Here is a 12,318-nt window from a genome sequence, read left to right on the forward strand (position 1 = left end):
GCGGCGGACTGAGCCGCCCGCGTGCCTAATCACCCTGTTCCAGTTTGACGCGCAATTCGCGCAGCACCGGCAACACCGCGCGCACCTTGTCCGCGCCCAGCTCGCCCACCACCCGGTTGATCATCGGGGCAATCGCCGCCACCGCCTGGTCGCGCGCCTGTTTTCCTGCCGGGCTGATCGCCACCATCTTGCGCCGCGCATCGTCCCAGTCGGGGCGGATATGCACGTAACCGGCCCATTCCAGCTTGTTCAACGTGTTGGTCATCGCCCCGCGGGTGACGTGAAAGGTATCGGCCAGCTGCGCCGGGGTCCGCTCGTCATGCACGAAGATCAGGTGGTTGAGCACCGAGAAATGCGAGATTTCCATGCCCTTGGGCAACACCCGGCTGAGCCGGTTGCGCAAAAGCTGGTCGGCGGTCAGCAACTCGCTGAACAGGGCCACCGCAAGGGGGTTGTTGCTGTCTTCGGTCATCGGGTTCTGCGGTTACGGACCTTGAAAGTCCCGGATATGCGTCAATGCGGGCACCTTGGCGCGGGCATCCTCCACCAGCGCCCGGTCCATGTCAAAGACGTGGATGCCGGCCTCGGTCCCGCCATCGACCAGAACCTCGCCCCAGGGTGAGATTGCCATGCTGTGCCCGTATGTGCGCCGCGCCTTGCCCCGGGTCGCCGGATGCGTCCCGGTCTGGGCCGGGGCCAAGACGAAACAGCCGGTCTCGATCGCCCGGGCGCGCAAAAGCGCCTCCCAATGGGCCGCGCCGGTCACCGGCGAGAAAGCCGCCGGAACGGTCAGGATCTCGGCCCCGGCACGGGCCAATGCCTGATGCAGATGCGGGAAACGGACGTCATAGCACACCGTCATCCCCACCGCGCCGAACGGGGTTTCGGCCAGTACCGCGCGGTCGCCCGGCCGGAAGCCATCGGATTCGCGATAGGTTTCCTCCGGCGTGACCTGCACGTCGAACATGTGGATCTTGTCATAGCGCGCGCGGATGCCGCCATCCGGCCCGATCAGGAACGACCGGTTGGCAAAGCGCCCGTCCGGGTCGTCGGTCTTCAACGCCAGAGATCCGATCAGCAGCCAGATGCCCAGCTCCTCGGCCTGCTGGCGCAGTGCGGCCAGCGTCGGGTCCTCGGCCTCCGGGCGCAGGACCTCGTTCTGCTGGCTGCGGCTGGCCGAGACGCAGTTGGTCACCTCCGGCGTCAGCACGAACTCCGCCCCCTCCGCCGCCGCCTCGGCCAGCATCCACTGGACCTGCCGGAGGTTGTCGCCGGGATCGTCGCCCGAGGTCATCTGCGCCAGCGCGGTCTTCATGACACGGCCAGAAGCGGGTCGAGCCTACCGTCTTGCTCCAACTCATAAAGCTCATCGCAGCCGCCCACATGGGTTTCCCCGACAAAGATCTGCGGCACGGTACGCCGTCCGCCGGCGCGCTGGATCATCTCCGGCTTGCGGTCCGGGCTGGCCCAGACATCGATTTCGGAAAAGGACACGCCCTTTTGCGTCAGCAGCCGCTTGGCCGCGTGGCAATATCCGCACATGGGGGAAGTATAGATCTCGACCGGTTTCATATCTCATCCTCTGGATACGTCGTTTGTGCTGGATTTAGTCATCCTTTGCAACGCGTGCCAGTACCACCACATCGACCGACCCCGCCCCGGCGGCGTGACAGGCCGCCGTGCAGGCCGCCAGGGTCGCCCCCGAGGTCATCACGTCATCGACCAGAAGCACCGGGCGCCCGACCATTCTGAGCCGCCGCCAGGGGTGCGCCGCGATCGCCCCGCGCAGGATTTCCAGCCGCTCCTCGGCGGTGGCATCGTCAAGCATGCGGGTGCGGCGGATGCGGACCAGCAAATCCGGGCAAAGCTCTGCCCCGGTTTCCTGCGCCAGCGCCCGGGCCAGCAGTGCCGCCTGGTTGTAACGCCGCCGCACGAGCCGCGTCCAATGCAGCGGCACCGGCGCGATCAGCGTGTCGGGCCCCAACAACGGGCGTGCCGCACGGGCCATCCAACCCCCCGCCGGGCGGGCAATATCGGAGCGGTCGCCGTGTTTCAGCGCCAGAACAAGCTGCCGCGCCCGGTCGGCATAGAGCAGCGCCGCCCGCCCCTGCCGCCAGGGCCGCGGGGTCTGCATGCAGTCGTCACACTCGATCCGATGACCGTCCGCCACCCCCTGGAGCGGAATGCCGCAGCCCTCGCACACGGTGCCGTCGATGAACGGGGTGTCACGCCAGCAGGCGCTGCAAAGGCCGAAATCGCTCTCCACCTGGGAACCGCAACCAAGGCAGCGCGGCGGGTAGATCAGTGCGACAGCGGTTTGTATCCCCGCGCGCAACACCCTAGTTTGCGCCCATGACATCCGCGCCCCCCCTGTTCGACAGGTCCACCCTGTCCGCCCGCCGCGCCCGCGCAAGCGAGGCCAGCCTGTTCCTGCACCGCGCGGCACTGGACGAGGCTCAGGATCGCCTTTCGTTGGTTAAGAGAACCTTTACGGCGCCGGCCATCGTCACCCCGTTCCCGGCTCTGTGGCAGCCCGCCTTCCCGGATGCGCGCATCGTCGGGGACGACGACACGCTCGATCTGGAGCCCGGCGCGCAGGACCTGGTGATCCACGCCATGTGCCTGCACATGTCCAATGACCCGGTCGGCCAGCTGATCCAATGCCGCCGCGCGCTGAAGGAGGATGGGCTCCTGCTCGTCTTCCTGCTGGGCGGCGAAACCCTGCAGGAACTGCGCGCGGTTCTTGGACAGGCCGAAACCGAGATCACCGGCGGCTTGTCGCCCCGGGTTGCACCGATGGCCGAGATTCGCGACCTCGGCGCGCTCTTGCAACGCGCCGGGCTGGCGCTGCCGGTTGCCGACAGCATGACGCTCACCGCCGAATACCGTGACCTGACCCACCTGATGCACGACCTGCGCGGCATGGGGGAAACCAACGTGCTGACGGGCCGGCTGCGCCGCCCCACCCGGCGCGCCGTCTTTGCCCGTGCCGGCGCGCTTTATGCCCAACATTTCCGCACGCCGCAGGGGCGGTTGCGCGCCAGTTTCGAACTGGTCGGCCTGACCGGCTGGGCGCCCTCGGACAGCCAGCCCAAACCGCTGCGCCCCGGATCGGCGCAGGCGCGGCTGGCCGATGCGCTGAATACGACCGAAAACCCGCTGGCAGATTGACGGGTGGCCAAATCCCGTTATCTGAGCCTTTGACCCCCGTAATCAGGATCGCCCCATGACCGACGCAGCCCGCCCCGCGCACGCCCCCGCCGATCACCCCAAGATCCCCGCGCCGAAAACCGGCGTCCTGCTCGCCAACCTCGGCACGCCGGATCATTATTCCTACTGGCCGATGCGCCGCTATCTGAACGAGTTTCTCTCGGATCAGCGGGTCATCGACTACCCGGCGTGGAAATGGCAACCCTTGCTGCAACTCATCATCCTGACCAAGCGGCCGTTTTCCAGCGGCGCCGCCTATAAATCGATCTGGAACGAGGAGCAGAACGAAAGCCCCCTGATGACGATCACCAAGGCCCAGACATCCAGGATCGCCGCCGCGCTCAAGGCCCGGCACGGCGATGGGCTGATGGTCGATTTCTGCATGCGCTACGGTAACCCCTCGACCCGCTCCAAGGTGCGCGAGATGGTGGCCGCGGGATGCCAGCGCATCCTGTTCTTTCCGCTTTACCCGCACTATGCCGGGGCCACATCGGCCACCGCCAACGACCAGTTCTTTCGCGCGTTGATGGACGAGGCCTGGCAGCCCGCCAGCCGCACCGTACCGGCCTATTTCGACCATCCGAAATACATCGACGCGCTCGCCCAGTCGGTCGAACGGGCCTATGCCGGGATGGCGCGGAAACCCGATATCCTGGTCTGCTCCTACCACGGCATGCCCCAGCGCTACCTGATGCAGGGCGACCCCTATCATTGCCAGTGCCAGAAGACGACGCGGCTGCTGAAGGAGCGGCTGGGATGGCACGACAGCGATCTGGTCACCACCTTCCAGTCCAAGTTCGGCCCGGAGGAGTGGCTGAAACCCTATACCGTCGAACACGTGGCGGACCTGGCACGGCAGGGCAAAAAGAACATCGCGGTGATCGCCCCGGCGTTCTCGGCCGACTGCATCGAGACGCTGGAAGAGATCAACGAGGAGATCAAGGAAAGCTTCGAGGAGGCCGGCGGCGAAAAGTTTGCCTACATCCCCTGCCTGAACGATGACGACGCGCATGTCGATGCGCTCTGCGCGGTCATCGACGAGAACCTGTCCGGTTGGGTCGCCTGAGCCCGTTCAGTCCGCCTCCGACCCTCTGCGCAACAAAAAAGGCGGTGGGAAACCCCACCGCCTTCTCTGTATTCGTATTGCTTTGGCTTAGCTGCCTGCAACGGCGGCGCCAACCAGCACCAGCAGCAGCAGGGGCAGCAGGATGCCCGACGAAGAGCTGCTTGCTTCTTCGACGATCACCGGTGCTTCCACCATCGGCTCGGCCAGGGTGCCGGCAGTTGCGGTCGAAGCGGCAGCGGCCAGGGCAGCGGCGAGAACGAGTTTCTTCATGTTAACCTCCAGATTTTGCGCAAACCTCCAATGCGAGCTTGCGCACCCAAGACTTACCTCGTGGAATTTTTTAAGCAGCTAACCGGCCGGAATGCAAACTCTTGTTTCGGCCTTTCGCGCTTGCAGCGTCGTGATGTCGTCAAATTAGCAACACTTGAGTGCCCACTTTCGCGAACCCGAACAGGTCCGCAATATGTTCATTGTAAAGCCCGATGCACCCGTTCGACGATCGCCGCCCGATCTTGCGCGTGTCATGGGTTCCATGGATGCGATAGTATTTCCAACTCAGGTACAATGCGTGCGTTCCAAGCGGATTGTCCGGGCCGGGGGGAATATAGTCCGGCCACTCCGGATTCCGCTTCTTCATAGAAGGGGTCGGCGACCAGCTCGGGCCCACCACCTTGCGTATCACGCTGGTGCGTCCGCGACGGGTCAATTCATCGGTGAGCGGAACGCTCGATGGATAGAGTTTGTAGGTCGTGTGGTCTTCTGACCAGTAGTGCAGCGCCCTTGACCGCGTGTCGACAAGGATCGCGCCCTTGCGCAGGTGGCTGAAGTACGGCTGCCAGCTCAACGAACGGAAGCTCGAGATGTTGCGCCGTACTGCGGGTTCCGGTTCGGGCGGCGGGCGCAGAGGATCGTATTCCGCGTCCTCCTCGGTCGCCAGGGCAGGAGTGCCGATCAAGGCCGCGCTTCCGGCCAGAAACGCCCTGCGGCTGGGCGTCAGGAATGAGGATTTCGACATGACATGTTATCCCTTGCTCTTTAGTCCCCAATGCCCACCATGATATGGCGTGAATGCCGCAGTCGCAAACCAAACCGTTGAAAATGGCCCAATCGGCGGCCTTGTCCGTTTGCGCCGGCTGCAACGGCGCGATAAGTGCTAGGGAAACAGCAATTGTCAGGGTGGACTGCCGTGCGTTTTTTCATGCTCCTTTTTGCCGGTTTCCTGGTCCTTGCAGCCTGTGACACGGGCTATGACACGCAAGGCACGGGAACCAGCGCCAGCGGATTGTCGACCAAGGTCTACCGCATCCGTCAGGGCGACTCCTCGAAGGTGGAGTACCGGATGCTCGATTCGGTCAATGCGCTACGTTCGGCGGCCGGCGTGCCGCCGGTAAAGTTGAATGCGCGGCTGAACGCCGCCTCCGCGACCCATTCGCGTGACATGTCGGTGCAGAATCGCCCCTGGCATTTCGGCTCCGACGGCTCCTCGCCGCTCGACCGGGTGCAGCGGGCCGGATACGACGGCGCCATGCTGGGAGAGAACATCTCGGAAACCTACGAGACCGAGCTGGAAACCCTCGCCGCCTGGATGGAAGAGCCTGGAACACGGTCGGTGATCCTTGAAAAACGCGCGACCGACATGGGATTTGCCTGGTTCCAGGAGCCGAACGGCAAGATCTGGTGGACGCTGGTCATGGGCGGCTGACCGGCCCGACCGATCATGCCCTCAGCGTGATCGGGGTGCCCTCGCGAACCATGGCGTAAACCAGCTCGATCTCGCGGTTCTTCACCGCAATGCAGCCGGCGGTCCAGTCCGGCCCCTTCGGGCGAAACGCCAGCGGCTGGCCGTGAATGAAGATGTCCCCGCCCGGTCGCTTGCCCATCTCCCGCGCGCGCGCCACGTCCTGCTCATTCGGATAGGATATACCCAGCGACAGGTGAAAATCGCTGTTGGGATTGCGCCGGTCGATCAAATAGGTGCCCTCGGGCGTCCTGCCGTCGCCCTCGAATGTCTTGTGGCCGACCGGGGCAAAGCCGAGATCGACGGCGTAGCTTTTCAGGATCTCGGCGTGGTGCAGCAGGTACATGCTGCGCGCACCCTTGTTCACCACGACCGAGGTCACCTCCGGGCCGCGATAGGTCAGGAACTTGCTGCTCGAACAGCCCGCCAGCGCCAGCGACGCGGCCGCTCCGAATGTAAAGGTACGTCGTTTCATCTCGTTTTCTCTGCCTCAAGGCTCCGCCGGAAAAATACCCTCGGCCGGCACAATCTCAAAGTCACTTTTTATCCCCCGACTCGGCATTTTTGCCCAGCCGCCGCTCGATCGCATCCAGCCGCGCCAGCACTTCGTCGCGATAGGCGTCGGTGCGGTCTCCGGCCTCTTGCTGGTGCGCGTCCTGCATCGAGTTCACGATCAGGCCCACCAGAAGGTTCACCACCGCGAAGGTGGTGACCATGATGAAGGGCACGAAAAACGCCCAGGCATGCGGGAACACCTCCATCACCGGGCGGACGATCCCCATCGACCAGCTTTCCAGCGTCATGATCTGGAACAGCGAATAGGCGCTCAGCCCCAGCGTGCCGAACCAGTCGGGAAACGCCGGTCCGAACAGCTTGGTCGCGATCACCGACCCGATGTAAAAGATGATCGCCATCAGGAAGAACACGCTGCCCATGCCCGGCAGCGCGGTGATGAACCCCTCGACCACGCGGCGCAATCGCGGCGCCACCGAGATCACCCGCAGCACCCGCAGGATCCTGAGCGCCCGCAGGACCGAAAGCCCCTGCGCCCCCGGCACCAGCGAGATGCCGACGATGAAGAAATCAAAGAGGTTCCAGCCAAAGGTGAAGAACCGCCAGTTCTGCGCCACCATCTTCATCGCGATCTCGACCACGAAGATCGCCAGGCACAGCTTGTCCAGCCCCTCGATCATCGGCCCGGCGCGCACCATCAGCGTATCGGAGGTTTCCATCCCCAGAAGCACCGCGTTGACCACGATCACCCCGGTGATGAACTGCCCGAAACGCGGGTGTTCGAGAAAGCGCTCGAGTCGGGTCCTGAAAAACATCCCTGTCTCCTGCCTAGTTGCCTGTGGTATCCGCCAGCGTGAACGCCGCCGCAAGCTCCACATGCGCCGACCAGCGGAACTGGTCGACCACCTGCACCCAATTCAGGCGATAGCCGGCCGCGATCAGCCGCGCCGCGTCGCGCGCGAAGGTCACCGGGTTGCACGACACATAGGCGATCTTCGGCAATCGCGCCTTGGCCAGCTCGGCCACCTGCGCCTCGGCACCGGCGCGCGGCGGGTCCAGAACGGCGGCCTCGAACGGGGCGGTGAAGGGCGCCAGCTCATCGGGCATCAGGGGACGGCGGAACAGGTCGCGCACCTCGGTGGTCACCGCCTTCAATCCCTGCGCCTTGCGCCAACCGGCATCCAGCGCGGCGGTCATCGCCCGGTCGCCCTCGACCGCATGCACCTCGGCCCGCTCCGCCAACGGCAGCGAGAAGGTGCCGCAACCCGCAAACAGATCGACGATGCGCCGTGCATCGCCCACCGCCTCGCGCACTGCCTCCAACAGCGCCGCCTCGCCCGACCGCGTGGCCTGCAGAAAGGCCCCCGGCGGCGGCACCACCGACGCGGCGCCGAACCGCTGCACCGGCGGGGCGCGCATGGCGATCACCTCGCCGTCCCAGGCCAGCCGCGCCAGCCCGTGCCGCTCGGTCAGTTGCGCCAGCGCCTGTTGCAGCGGCCCGTCCAGCGGCTTGCCCCCGCTCACCGCAAGGTCAAGCCCGACCTCGGACAGGGTGGCGGTAACCGAAAGCACGCCCTTGCGGCTGCCACCGGCCATCGCCAGCGCCTCGGCCACCGGCAGCGCCGCCAAAAGCGCCGGATCGAGCAACTGGCAATCTGGGATCTCGACGATGGTCTCCGAGGCGCGGCCGTGAAAGCCGACCAGCGCCCCCTTCTTTGTGCGCCGCGCGGCGAAGGTGGCGCGGCGCCGGGACCGCGCGGGCGAGGTCCGGATTGTACGGAAAACCGCCTCGAGTCCCTGGGCGGTTAACGCCTTTCTAACCACATCCACCTTCCACGCGGCGACGAAATCGTCGCTGGCGTGCTGCAGGGCGCAACCGCCGCAGCCCTGGTAATGGCGGCAGGGCGCCTTCACCCGGTCGGCCGAGGGCGCCACGATCCGCACCTCGCCCAGGCGATCGCCGGCGCGCACCCCCTCGACGACCTCCCCTGGCAGGGCGCGCGGCACAAAGACCGGCCCCGGCGCGACACCGTCGCCCTGATGTCCCAGTCGCTCGATGATGAATTGCTCGGCCATTCCCGGTTGATACCCGGGCCAGCGACCCGGAAAAAGCTTATTCCGCCGCGTCGGTCTGCAGAAATCCGCCCGACTGTCGCGCCCAGAACTGCGCATAGAGGCCGCCGGAGGCCAGCAGCGCGTCATGGGTGCCGCTTTCCACGATGCGGCCCTGATCGAGCACGATGATCCGGTCCATCTCCGACAGGGTCGACAGGCGGTGCGCGATGGCCAGCACCGTCTTGCCCCGCATCACCCGGCCCAGCGCGGTCTGGATCGCCGCCTCGACCTCGGAATCCAGCGCCGATGTCGCCTCGTCCAGCACCAGAATCGGCGCGTCCTTCAGGATCGCGCGGGCCAGCGCGATTCGCTGCCGTTGCCCGCCGGACAGTTTCACGCCCCGTTCACCCAGGTGCGCATCATACCCCTTGCGCCCCGCATGGTCCTGAAGATCGCCGATGAAGCCATGCGCCTCGGCCTTTTCGGCGGCGCGGCGCACCTCGTCGTCGGCGGCCTCTGGCCGGCCATAGCGGATATTGTCCATCGCCGAGCGGTTGAACATCGCGGTTTCCTGCGTGACCATCCCGATCTGGCGGCGAAGGCTTTCCTGGGTGACCTCTTCCACCGGCTGGCCGTCGATGCGGATCTGGCCCGATTCCGGTTGATAGAGCCGCAACAGAAGCGAAACCAGAGTCGATTTCCCTGCGCCAGAGGCACCGACGATGCCCAGCTTTTCGCCCGCGCGTACGGTCAGATCGACGTCGGAAACCCCGCCGACCGCGCGCCCGTAGGCGAAATTCACGTGATCAAAGACGATCTCGCCCTCCGGCACCTGCAACGGCTGCGCATCCGGCGCATCCTGCAGCCGCACGGGCGGGGTCAGCGTGCGCATCCCGTCCTCGACCTCGCCAATATCGGAATAGATCCCCATCAGCGCGAAACTGACCCAGCCGGTCATCTGCGACAGCCGGATCGCCACCGCACCGGCGGCGACGATGTTCCCCTCGCTCGCCTGCCCCTGCTGCCACAGGAGCAGCGTGGCGCCGATCAGCAGCACCGGCAGCAGCCCGGCCAGGCACATCAGGCAGAAGCGGAACAGGGCCGCCAGCCGGCCGAACCCCAGCGCCCGGTCGCGGAACCCCTGCAACGCGCCCAGCGCGGCGCGATCCTCGTGATCGGCGTGGGCAAAGAGCTTGACCGTCTTGATGTTGGTGATGGTGTCGACGATCTGCCCCGAGACCACCGCCCGCGCCCCGGCCCGGCCCGCCGCGCGTTCGCGCACCCGCGGCAGGAACCAGCGGATCGTCAGCAGATAGGCGGCGAACCAGACCAGGAACACCAGCGTCACATGCCAGCCGATCGCGGTCATCAGCACCAGTGATCCGACGATGGAGGCCAGCGCAAAGGCGACCACGTTGATTGATTCCACCGCCACGTTGGTCACGGCGTTGGCCGCCTGCATCTGTTTCTGCGCGATGCGACCGGCGAAATCATCGTCAAAGAACTGCACCGACTGGCCCAGCGTCCAGCGGTGCAGTCGCGCCAGCACCATCGGGTTCACGTTCGGCCCGACGGCGATGGAGTTGGCCGCCGAGGACAGCCCGAACAGCACCGGCCGCACCACCAGGAAGAACCCCGCCGCCGCACCGAGCTTGAGCAGGTTGGCGGGGGTGAACAGGTTCTCCGGCCCGCTGCCGACTGCGGTATCGACCACCAGCCCGAGGATAAAGGCGGTGCCCGCCTCCAGCGCGCCGGCGGCGCAGGAAACCACGGTGGCAAAGATAAGCGTGGGCCAGGCGCCGCTGAGACACCACAGGATGAACGCCAGCAGCGTCTGCGGCGGCGGCCCTTCGACCGGGCGGAACGGGTCGATCCAGTGCCCGATCCTCATTCCGCCGCCTCCGGGTTGAGAAACCCGCCCGATTGCCGCGCCCAGAACCGGGCGTAGAGCCCGCCGGAGGACAGAAGATCCTCGTGCCGGCCCTGCTCCACGATCCGGCCCTGATCCATCACCAGAATACGGTCCATCTGGGCAATGGTAGAAAGCCGGTGCGCGATGGCAATGACGGTCTTGCCCCGCATCATGCCATAAAGCGTGTCCTGGATCGCCGCCTCGACCTCGGAATCCAGTGCCGAGGTCGCCTCGTCCAGCAGCAGGATCGGCGCGTCCTTGAGGATCACCCGCGCCAGCGTCACCCGCTGGCGCTGCCCGCCCGACAGTTTCACGCCGCGTTCGCCCACATGCGCGTCATATCCGGCGCGCCCCTGCGGATCGGTCAGATCCAGGATGAACTCATGCGCCTCGGCCTGTTTGGCGGCAGCGATCACCTGCGCCTCACTCGCATCGGGGCGGCCGTAAAGCAGGTTGTCGCGCACCGAGCGGTGCAGCAGCGCGCTGTCCTGCTGGACCATGCCGATCTTGCTGCGCAGACTGTCCTGGGTGACGCGGGCGATGTCCTGCCCGTCGATCAGGATCTGCCCGGTCTCGGTGTCGTAGAACCGCAGCAGCAGCTTGACCAGGGTCGATTTCCCCGCGCCCGAGCGTCCGATCAGCCCGACCTTCTCGCCCGGCGCGATCACCAGGTCGATCCGGTCCAGCCCGCCGGCGCCACGACCATAGTGATGCGACACCCCGCGCAGCTCGATCCCGCCGGCGCCCAGCGCCAGCGGTTTTGCATCCGGCGCATCCACGAGGTCGATGGGCTGGGCAATCGTCTCCATCCCCTCGGCCACCACGCCCAGCTGGCGGAAGAACGTGGTCAGCGCCCACATGATCCAGCCGGTCATCGCGTTCAGCCGCAGCGTCAGCGCGGTCGCCGCCGCCACCACGCCGACGCTGGCCTGCCCCTGCATCCAGAGCCAGAACGCCCAGCCCACGACGCCGACGATCAACAGCCCGTTCAGCATCACCAGCGCCCCGTCCATCACGGTGAAGATCCGCATCTCCACCTGAATGGTGCGGCGCGATCGGTCGATCGCCTCCTTGACAAAGGACAGTTCCCGGTCGTCATGGGCGAACATCTTGACCGAATGGATGTTGGTATAGCTGTCCACCACCCGCCCGGTGATCGCCGAGCGCGCGTCCGAGGCCGCCTTGGACGCCGGGCCGACCCGCCGCACCGTCCAGTTGATCAGCAGCGCGTAGAGCACCAGCCAGAGCGCCAGCGGCAGCATCAGCCGCGGATCGGCTGTCACCAGAAGGATGCCGGCGCCGATGAAATAGGCGATGGAGAACGAGATCGCGTCGAACACCTGGAACACCACCTCGCCCGCCGCCGGCGGGGTCTGCATGATCCGGTTGGCGATGCGCCCGGTGAAATCGTTCTCGAACCAGCCCACCGACTGGCGCAGCACATGCTTGTGCGCGCGCCAACGGATCAGCGTGCCGAAATTGGGCAGGATCGCATTGTTCAAAAGCAGCACATCGAGCAGCTGGACCAGCGGCCGCAGCAACAGGATGAAGAGGGCCACGAGGATCAGTTCAAACCCGTAGTCGGCCCAGACCTGGGCCGGGTCGCCGCCCAGAAGATCGACCACCCGCCCCATGTAGTAGATCAGCCCGACCTCGATCGCCGCGACGGCGATCGACATCAGCCCGGCCCAGGCGAACACCCGGCGGAACGGCTGCGCATAGGCCCGCAGAAACGGCCAGAGCCGGGTGGGCGGGCGATCCTCCTGCGGATAATCGCAATAGGGATCGACGAGATTTTCAAAGAAACGAAACATGTCGGAGGAC

At 65.9% G+C, this 12,318-nt stretch carries 14 protein-coding genes; 3 read left to right on the forward strand and 11 right to left on the reverse strand.

Translation table 11 applies throughout. The features are described 5' to 3' along the window. Positions 1-25: 25 nt before the first annotated feature. The 4 genes from P1U75_RS07575 to P1U75_RS07590 are packed head-to-tail and all read right to left on the reverse strand — an operon-like array spanning position 26 to position 2,359. Positions 26-472 carry a MarR family transcriptional regulator gene (locus P1U75_RS07575; protein ID WP_300241658.1) on the reverse strand — a complete coding sequence of 149 codons (447 nt, stop codon included), beginning with the start codon at positions 470-472 and terminating at the stop codon, positions 26-28. Positions 473-484: 12 nt separating this feature from the next. Beyond that, on the reverse strand, positions 485-1,315 hold the full coding sequence (locus P1U75_RS07580) for a carbon-nitrogen hydrolase family protein (RefSeq protein ID WP_300241660.1): 831 nt from the start codon (positions 1,313-1,315) through the stop codon (positions 485-487). Continuing rightward, positions 1,312-1,572, reverse strand: coding sequence for a glutaredoxin 3 (gene grxC, locus P1U75_RS07585; RefSeq protein ID WP_300241662.1), 261 nt, complete (start codon positions 1,570-1,572; stop codon positions 1,312-1,314). Before grxC ends, P1U75_RS07580 begins: the two co-directional genes overlap by 4 nt. A gap of 34 nt (positions 1,573-1,606) precedes the next feature. Next, positions 1,607-2,359: a double zinc ribbon domain-containing protein gene (locus P1U75_RS07590; RefSeq protein WP_300241664.1), complete on the reverse strand. Its 753-nt coding sequence runs from the start codon at positions 2,357-2,359 to the stop codon at positions 1,607-1,609. Here P1U75_RS07590 and P1U75_RS07595 point away from each other — a divergent pair. After that, positions 2,353-3,171: a methyltransferase domain-containing protein gene (locus P1U75_RS07595; protein WP_300241666.1), complete on the forward strand. Its 819-nt coding sequence runs from the start codon at positions 2,353-2,355 to the stop codon at positions 3,169-3,171. The genes P1U75_RS07590 and P1U75_RS07595 overlap by 7 nt on opposite strands. A gap of 55 nt (positions 3,172-3,226) precedes the next feature. Further along, positions 3,227-4,276: a ferrochelatase gene (gene hemH / locus P1U75_RS07600; protein WP_300241668.1), complete on the forward strand. Its 1,050-nt coding sequence runs from the start codon at positions 3,227-3,229 to the stop codon at positions 4,274-4,276. An 87-nt stretch (positions 4,277-4,363) separates the two neighbouring features. Here the strand turns inward: hemH and P1U75_RS07605 are convergent, their stop codons facing one another. Next, positions 4,364-4,546 (reverse strand): hypothetical protein, encoded by a 183-nt coding sequence (locus P1U75_RS07605; protein WP_300241671.1) that lies wholly within the window; start codon positions 4,544-4,546, stop codon positions 4,364-4,366. Between the two features lie 139 nt (positions 4,547-4,685). Further along, the gene (locus P1U75_RS07610; protein WP_300241674.1) at positions 4,686-5,291 is read right to left on the reverse strand and encodes a L,D-transpeptidase; all 606 of its coding nucleotides are present in this window, start codon (positions 5,289-5,291) and stop codon (positions 4,686-4,688) included. Between the two features lie 183 nt (positions 5,292-5,474). Between P1U75_RS07610 and P1U75_RS07615 the strand changes: the two genes are divergently transcribed. Beyond that, positions 5,475-5,978, forward strand: coding sequence for a CAP domain-containing protein (locus P1U75_RS07615; protein WP_300242181.1), 504 nt, complete (start codon positions 5,475-5,477; stop codon positions 5,976-5,978). 13 nt (positions 5,979-5,991) lie between these two features. Here the strand turns inward: P1U75_RS07615 and P1U75_RS07620 are convergent, their stop codons facing one another. The 5 genes from P1U75_RS07620 to P1U75_RS07640 all read right to left on the reverse strand — a co-directional run bounded on the left by P1U75_RS07620 (position 5,992) and on the right by P1U75_RS07640 (position 12,308). Beyond that, a complete protein-coding gene (locus P1U75_RS07620; protein ID WP_300241676.1) occupies positions 5,992-6,489 on the reverse strand; it encodes a L,D-transpeptidase family protein in 498 nt (165 codons plus the stop codon). 61 nt (positions 6,490-6,550) lie between these two features. Next, positions 6,551-7,342: an ion transporter gene (locus P1U75_RS07625; RefSeq protein ID WP_300241678.1), complete on the reverse strand. Its 792-nt coding sequence runs from the start codon at positions 7,340-7,342 to the stop codon at positions 6,551-6,553. A gap of 13 nt (positions 7,343-7,355) precedes the next feature. Next, positions 7,356-8,603 (reverse strand): class I SAM-dependent RNA methyltransferase, encoded by a 1,248-nt coding sequence (locus tag P1U75_RS07630; RefSeq protein WP_300241680.1) that lies wholly within the window; start codon positions 8,601-8,603, stop codon positions 7,356-7,358. Positions 8,604-8,640: 37 nt separating this feature from the next. Continuing rightward, on the reverse strand, positions 8,641-10,473 hold the full coding sequence (locus P1U75_RS07635; protein WP_300241682.1) for an ABC transporter ATP-binding protein: 1,833 nt from the start codon (positions 10,471-10,473) through the stop codon (positions 8,641-8,643). Beyond that, on the reverse strand, positions 10,470-12,308 hold the full coding sequence (locus P1U75_RS07640; protein WP_300241685.1) for an ABC transporter ATP-binding protein: 1,839 nt from the start codon (positions 12,306-12,308) through the stop codon (positions 10,470-10,472). The genes P1U75_RS07635 and P1U75_RS07640 overlap by 4 nt, the downstream gene beginning before the upstream one ends. Positions 12,309-12,318 lie beyond the last annotated feature (10 nt).

Origin of the sequence: Antarcticimicrobium sp. (genome assembly GCF_029212575.1) — a bacterium.
GTDB lineage: Bacteria > Pseudomonadota > Alphaproteobacteria > Rhodobacterales > Rhodobacteraceae > Antarcticimicrobium.

Coding starts and splice junctions, on each gene's coding strand:
- P1U75_RS07605 (WP_300241671.1), bottom strand. CDS start 4,546: ATGAAGAAACTCGTTCTCGCCGCTGCCCTGGCCGCTGCCGCTTCGACC.
- grxC (WP_300241662.1), bottom strand. CDS start 1,572: ATGAAACCGGTCGAGATCTATACTTCCCCCATGTGCGGATATTGCCAC.
- hemH (WP_300241668.1), top strand. CDS start 3,227: ATGACCGACGCAGCCCGCCCCGCGCACGCCCCCGCCGATCACCCCAAG.
- P1U75_RS07615 (WP_300242181.1), top strand. CDS start 5,475: ATGCTCCTTTTTGCCGGTTTCCTGGTCCTTGCAGCCTGTGACACGGGC.
- P1U75_RS07595 (WP_300241666.1), top strand. CDS start 2,353: ATGACATCCGCGCCCCCCCTGTTCGACAGGTCCACCCTGTCCGCCCGC.
- P1U75_RS07640 (WP_300241685.1), bottom strand. CDS start 12,308: ATGTTTCGTTTCTTTGAAAATCTCGTCGATCCCTATTGCGATTATCCG.
- P1U75_RS07580 (WP_300241660.1), bottom strand. CDS start 1,315: ATGAAGACCGCGCTGGCGCAGATGACCTCGGGCGACGATCCCGGCGAC.
- P1U75_RS07590 (WP_300241664.1), bottom strand. CDS start 2,359: ATGTCATGGGCGCAAACTAGGGTGTTGCGCGCGGGGATACAAACCGCT.
- P1U75_RS07620 (WP_300241676.1), bottom strand. CDS start 6,489: ATGAAACGACGTACCTTTACATTCGGAGCGGCCGCGTCGCTGGCGCTG.
- P1U75_RS07610 (WP_300241674.1), bottom strand. CDS start 5,291: ATGTCGAAATCCTCATTCCTGACGCCCAGCCGCAGGGCGTTTCTGGCC.
- P1U75_RS07630 (WP_300241680.1), bottom strand. CDS start 8,603: ATGGCCGAGCAATTCATCATCGAGCGACTGGGACATCAGGGCGACGGT.
- P1U75_RS07625 (WP_300241678.1), bottom strand. CDS start 7,342: ATGTTTTTCAGGACCCGACTCGAGCGCTTTCTCGAACACCCGCGTTTC.
- P1U75_RS07635 (WP_300241682.1), bottom strand. CDS start 10,473: ATGAGGATCGGGCACTGGATCGACCCGTTCCGCCCGGTCGAAGGGCCG.
- P1U75_RS07575 (WP_300241658.1), bottom strand. CDS start 472: ATGACCGAAGACAGCAACAACCCCCTTGCGGTGGCCCTGTTCAGCGAG.